Here is a 5,300-nt window from a genome sequence, read left to right on the forward strand (position 1 = left end):
TTCGTGAATCATGACGACAAACCAGCATCAAGGCAATTAATGGGTCCTGAGCCTACAGCATCTTTGAACATATGCTCTTTGAGCAAAATTGATATTTCGAGAATGACGTCAGACATTGACGTCACAGCAGCAAGCCGTTCGTAGCATAGCTGCCTACCCTCTGCTTTAGCAATTGTTTCACAAATAGCTGAATCTGTTTCAGCTCTTGAAGTGCTGCAAAAGCTTATGAATAATAACGATGCAAAAGTTCTTAAAACGTAATTCATTGGGAGCATCCTAAATTCTGTTTATGAGGCTCAGTCCATGTCTCCGACACACCTCAGCCGTTGGCATTCCAGCTTCCTGTTCTTTGATCATCCTGATTATTTGGGCTTCGGTAAAACGGCTCTGTCGCATTTGTTTGCTCCTTCGAAGGTTGAGCAAACTCTACATTAAACTGAGGGAAGTTTCGGGGGGCAGGTCAAAAACCGCGAAACGATGCCATCAGAAACATAACTGCAGGCAGACGATCAGCCGCGCCCGAACTGTCCGGTAATTACTGAAATGGCTGTCCGGGATTTAGCGAAATAGCTGTCCGGTAATTCTGAAATCCGCATCGTTGCGTTTTCTAGCTCTTTGCTTACATAATGGCGCACCGAGAAGCACCAAAATTAACAATTGGCGACACGACACACCTTTTTAACCCAATGCACCATGCAGAATGGATCTGTCGCAATTTCATATTTCTCAACCTCTTGTTGACGTTGCATCAGCCTGTCTCATTAAGGCCATTGATTTATGGTCATATTTTCAAAATTTTCGAGTTTAAAAGTGTAACTTTTTTATCGACTGCGTGATCCATATCATCAATAATTACTACAAGGCCTTGAAATACAAATATGATGAGCATTTGGACTAAAAACCCTGTGAGGCTGGGTGCGGCAAACATGACAAGCAGAAAATATAATTGCGCTATACGGTTGAGCCAAACATAAAATACAGGATGAAATTCGATCTGCGTCTTTGTTAAAAACTGACTTATACGCAAAACCAAATTGTTATGAAATGGCACATCAAGCGACGGGCGTGATAAAATACTTTCCCTCAGATCACCGAGCATGACCATCGTATTTGATTTCATTGTAGCATAATTAATTTCCTCATTAAGGAACTTTACCACGTCACTTCGCCAAATTTCCGATGCTTCCCAAGCATGGTCCGGCTTTAAGCGTCGCACGTCGGCCTCCATTGCATCCAACGCGTCCATAGCCAAACGATGTAGCTCCGATATCTCAATCTGTTTCCGCTGAGCAATTCCAAAAGAGATGGCCAACGCAATTCCAAACACTGAACCGACGGCGGGAACGGCTATCATTAGTGATTCTTGATCGAGGATTTCAAAGATATTTGCATCAAAAAATATAGAAAGCTCAAGCAGCAAAACTCGAAGGGCCAAATGGAAAACCATTACACTAAAAACCAATGTCAGGATAGACGCGCCAAAAATCTCAATTATCGCACTTTGCATTCGAAGAAGCTTGAGAATTCTGGCTAGACGGAGCAGCCGTAATAAAGCAAGAAATTGCAGATCTGATTGTTGTAAAATTTCCAAATAGAATAGTACGGCTATAAGAGAAGGGATGATCGCGAGAAAATCAACAGTTAGAAATATCATATCGATCGGTTTTTTTTGAATTGTCAAAATTCTTATGATAAAATCAAAAAAGAAAATAATAAGTAAAAAGAGCTCTATTATAAATTCGTTAAAGCTCCCAGCTGATGCAAAATTTGGGTACTCTTGCTGAAGAAATAAGAAGAAAACCGATGTAATAATAGCTGAGATGACTATAGCCAGATACCTGCGTCCCAATTTTGTTTGAGGCTCTTGAATTTCTGATCTGAGATAATCTGCCGTTATCTTATTCATGAATTTTTACTCTGCATATCAAAGGCCTGAAACCCAGTTGCGCGTCTCCACTCTAGCAAGCTGAGATAAACACTAGCGCATAATCGACCTCTGGTCCATCTTGTCGATAATTTCAGACCTTGGCGAGTGACAACCCCTCATACCCATCGGTGATGACACAGAGAACGAAGCTCGATGGGCTGCGCCCCAGCGCCACCCATGAAGTGCGTCAGAGAGCCGTATGCAGAGGCTGTGTCGTCAAAGGTTGATAACACCTACAGTACCGCCTGAGTCAGTCTGTACGGGTCTCTGTGTAAGCCTCAGCGCCACCCCTAGCGCAACGACCAGTCTACGTGGTTGATTGCACGTTTAAGCTCTTCCAGCACCAATCCATCAGAATAGTTTCCAAGGCTCTGGTTGTCTTGGGTGTGGCCCATGAGACGTGCAACGACATTTAGTGGCTGCCCTGCGTTCTCTAGCTGCGTTGCAAAGCCTTTGCGTAGGGAGTGGAAGACATGGTCGGGACCGTAGCCAAGCCGCTTCTTCAAGCGACCAAACCTTTTGCCTATGGCGTTTGATCTGTCGCCAAACTTGTTAAATGTCAGCCCTGAAAGCAGGTAGTCATCCTTCGACGTATCTATCAGTCTCGCCATAGATTGTTTGATATGGTCGTGGATCGGGATCGTTCTCCAACCAGCTTCTGTCTTGGCATCCACCAGTTCAAATCGATCTGTTCTGACATCAGTTAGCTTGAGGCCACACAGTTCTTCAATGCGGCATCCAGTATATGCCCCTAGGGTGATAAGGTCAGATAGGGTTGGGTCGTCCTGACAGCCAGCCAGCAGCTTGTGGTAATCTGGGACACGAAAGCCTTTCCGCTTGGCCTCAATCTCCGCCTTAGTACGCTTCTTTGGCTTTGGTGGCAGTACCTTGTGGAAGGGGGGCGGTAATTCCAGCTTCTGTTGTCGCTCCAAATAGTCCCAGTACCCACGACAGGCCGACAGCATCCGTCTGCGTGTTGCTAAAGCTAAATTGGCTTCCTCCAAGTCGATGTTGGCCCAGTCACGTACGGCCCTTTGTGTTGCATCATCGGCAAATCGAAACTTTGAAGTAAACCGAACAAGGTCACGCCTAATCATCTCTTTGGTTTTAACCGTGACACTCGTTGTGTTGAGGTAGCTATCAATGTGTTCCGACAAAAGAAGCCGTTTACCTAGAGCTACGGATACTGCATCAAATAACTGACCACCGTCACCATGGTCGTGAGTGTTGTCAGGTCCAAGCGCCTCACTAGTGGCAACTTGCTCTTGCGCTTCTTCAATCGCCCATTCAGGAACGCCTTGGCTCCTCAGTCGTTGCGCATCTCGTCGTGCCAGTGCCACATCATCCAGAAACTTGTCACCAGTTGATGTGCCTTTGGCGATCTCTATCTGGTTCTTCCACTCAGCTATGATGGGTAAGACACGAACTTGCGCCTGACTAATGGATTCTGTCTCCAGTGACTTGAGGAGCTTACGCTTGTTGTTAAAGGCTGGGCGAACAGCAGCAGGGATGTTTAACATCGCATAATAGACCCGCCGACGCTTCTCTATATGCTTGACCATTTACATCCCTCAAATCACAAATTACCCACACGTTTAACCCACACGTTATGGAAATAATAGGCATATAAATAACAAAATAAGTGATTATAGGTCGTTAGGCGTAGTATCCCTGAGCCTCCGCCACATCACCATTTTGGACAGTTTGAACGGGTCGCCTTGGGCGGCCTTTTTGCTTTGTATCGTTGGGGTTTGTGCGAATTGTCGTTTGTGTTGAGTTTTCTTCGATGGTGTCTATATTCGTTCCTTGAGTGGTATTGAATGTGGTATTTTGAATGGCCCTATCTGGTAAGCTGACAAAGAAACTGGTCGAGAACCTTGGCGCTGGGCGGCATGGGGATGGCAACGGGTTGTATCTGGTGGTTGATCCATCGGGCGCACGGCGCTGGATCGTGCGCGTTGTGGTCAAAGGGGCCAAGAATAAGAAGGGCGCACCGTTGCGCACCGACTTCGGGCTTGGCGGGGCGGATATTGTCACGATCAACCAAGCGCGAGAACGGGCGCTGGAATATCGCCGCATGGCCAAGCAGGGGTTAAACCCGCGTTTTAATGCCCAGCGCGAAATCCCGACTTTCGAGGAGTTCGCCCAGCAAGTCCACATTGAACGGATGCCGACGTGGAAGAACGCCAAGCATGGCCAGCAATGGATTAACACGTTGCGCGACTATGCCTTTCCCAAGATAGGGCGGATGCCATTGGATAGCATTGATCAACCCGAAGTCATGATGTGCCTGTCGCCTATCTGGACGGAAAAGCACGAAACGGCGCGGCGTTTGGCACAGCGGATCAAGACGGTTCTTGACGTAGCGAAATCAAAAGGATTCCAGTCCGGTGAAAATCCCGTAACAGGGATCAAAGACGCGGGCGCACTACCCAAGGTGAAGGCCAAGCCCAAACACCACGCCGCAATGCGTTGGCAGGATGCGCCAGCGTTCTATGCGGACCTCAAAAGCCGTAACGCAATGTCGGCAAATGCCCTGCGTTTCACGTGTTTGACAGGTTCGAGGACAAACGAAGTCCTTGGGATGCGTTGGGAAGAGATCGACTTCGATGCTCGGTTGTGGACATGTCCGGTTGAACGGATGAAGGGCGGCGAAGAACACCGCGTTCCGCTCACGGACGAAATGTTGTCGATCATTGAGCCATTGAAGGCTTTGAAATCCGAATACGTTTTTGAGGGCCAGAAACGCCACAAGCCGTTGTCTAATATGTCGATGTTGATGCTGTTGCGCCGTATGAACGTCGAAGGCGTCACGGTGCATGGCTTCCGGTCAACGTTCCGCGATTGGGCGTCGGAAGTCGCCAGTGCGCCGCGAGAGGTTGCCGAAATGAGCCTGTCGCATAAAGTGGGGTCTGATGTTGAACGTGCCTACGCGCGATCTGACCTGCTGGAAAAGCGGCGGGCGTTGATGGAACGATGGTCTATGTTTGTATCAGGTGATGTAGGTAATGTTGTGAGGTTGGCATAGATGTTTTGTCCGGTTGGTTACACCACCATCAAAAGCATATAGGAAGCAAATCGGCGTAGTTTTTCGTGGGAAACCTTGGATGTTTCTCGCCTTTTTCAAGGCGTTTTTGAGTTAGATAAAGGTCAAACTTCCGCGTGGATTTCGGCGAGACTGTCGAAAGACGAACTGATTGAAAAGGCGTTGTTTGAGGTCGCGTTTTCTGACGGGATTTATCTTGTTTCTTCAGCAGGATTGGTCTTCAGATTCGATCTCCCGTTCTTCCAAACGGACGTATATTATAAATATATACCGCTGCTACCCCAAAACCCGAATTTTTTCATGGGTTATGACGCGGAAATTGTCTGA

4 protein-coding genes and 1 pseudogene are annotated in these 5,300 nt (G+C 47.4%); 1 reads left to right on the plus strand and 4 read right to left on the minus strand.

From position 1 onward, the window contains the following. Positions 1-8: 8 nt before the first annotated feature. The 4 genes and pseudogenes from PFRI_RS21075 to PFRI_RS03570 form a co-directional block, all read right to left on the minus strand. On the minus strand, positions 9-266 hold the full coding sequence (locus PFRI_RS21075; protein WP_139292086.1) for a hypothetical protein: 258 nt from the start codon (positions 264-266) through the stop codon (positions 9-11). Between the two features lie 28 nt (positions 267-294). Beyond that, positions 295-396 (minus strand): annotated as a pseudogene (locus PFRI_RS03560) (transposase); the annotation flags it as partial. Between the two features lie 385 nt (positions 397-781). Continuing rightward, positions 782-1,906, minus strand: coding sequence for an ion transporter (locus PFRI_RS03565; protein WP_072629371.1), 1,125 nt, complete (start codon positions 1,904-1,906; stop codon positions 782-784). Between the two features lie 311 nt (positions 1,907-2,217). Next, entirely contained in the window at positions 2,218-3,489 is a 1,272-nt protein-coding gene (locus PFRI_RS03570; RefSeq protein WP_072629372.1) for a tyrosine-type recombinase/integrase, read from the minus strand. 272 nt (positions 3,490-3,761) lie between these two features. On the opposite strand from PFRI_RS03570, the gene PFRI_RS03575 reads away from it, so the two are divergent. After that, complete coding sequence (locus PFRI_RS03575) at positions 3,762-4,955, plus strand: tyrosine-type recombinase/integrase (RefSeq protein WP_072629373.1); 1,194 nt, start codon at positions 3,762-3,764, stop codon at positions 4,953-4,955. Positions 4,956-5,300 lie beyond the last annotated feature (345 nt).

This window comes from Planktotalea frisia (assembly GCF_001890925.1).
In the GTDB taxonomy this organism is placed as follows: domain Bacteria; phylum Pseudomonadota; class Alphaproteobacteria; order Rhodobacterales; family Rhodobacteraceae; genus Planktotalea; species Planktotalea frisia.

Bases quoted from the DNA above. Each gene is read 5' to 3' on its own strand.
- PFRI_RS21075 (WP_139292086.1), bottom strand. From the start codon at position 266: ATGAATTACGTTTTAAGAACTTTTGCATCGTTATTATTCATAAGCTTT.
- PFRI_RS03565 (WP_072629371.1), bottom strand. From the start codon at position 1,906: ATGAATAAGATAACGGCAGATTATCTCAGATCAGAAATTCAAGAGCCT.
- PFRI_RS03570 (WP_072629372.1), bottom strand. From the start codon at position 3,489: ATGGTCAAGCATATAGAGAAGCGTCGGCGGGTCTATTATGCGATGTTA.
- PFRI_RS03575 (WP_072629373.1), top strand. From the start codon at position 3,762: ATGGCCCTATCTGGTAAGCTGACAAAGAAACTGGTCGAGAACCTTGGC.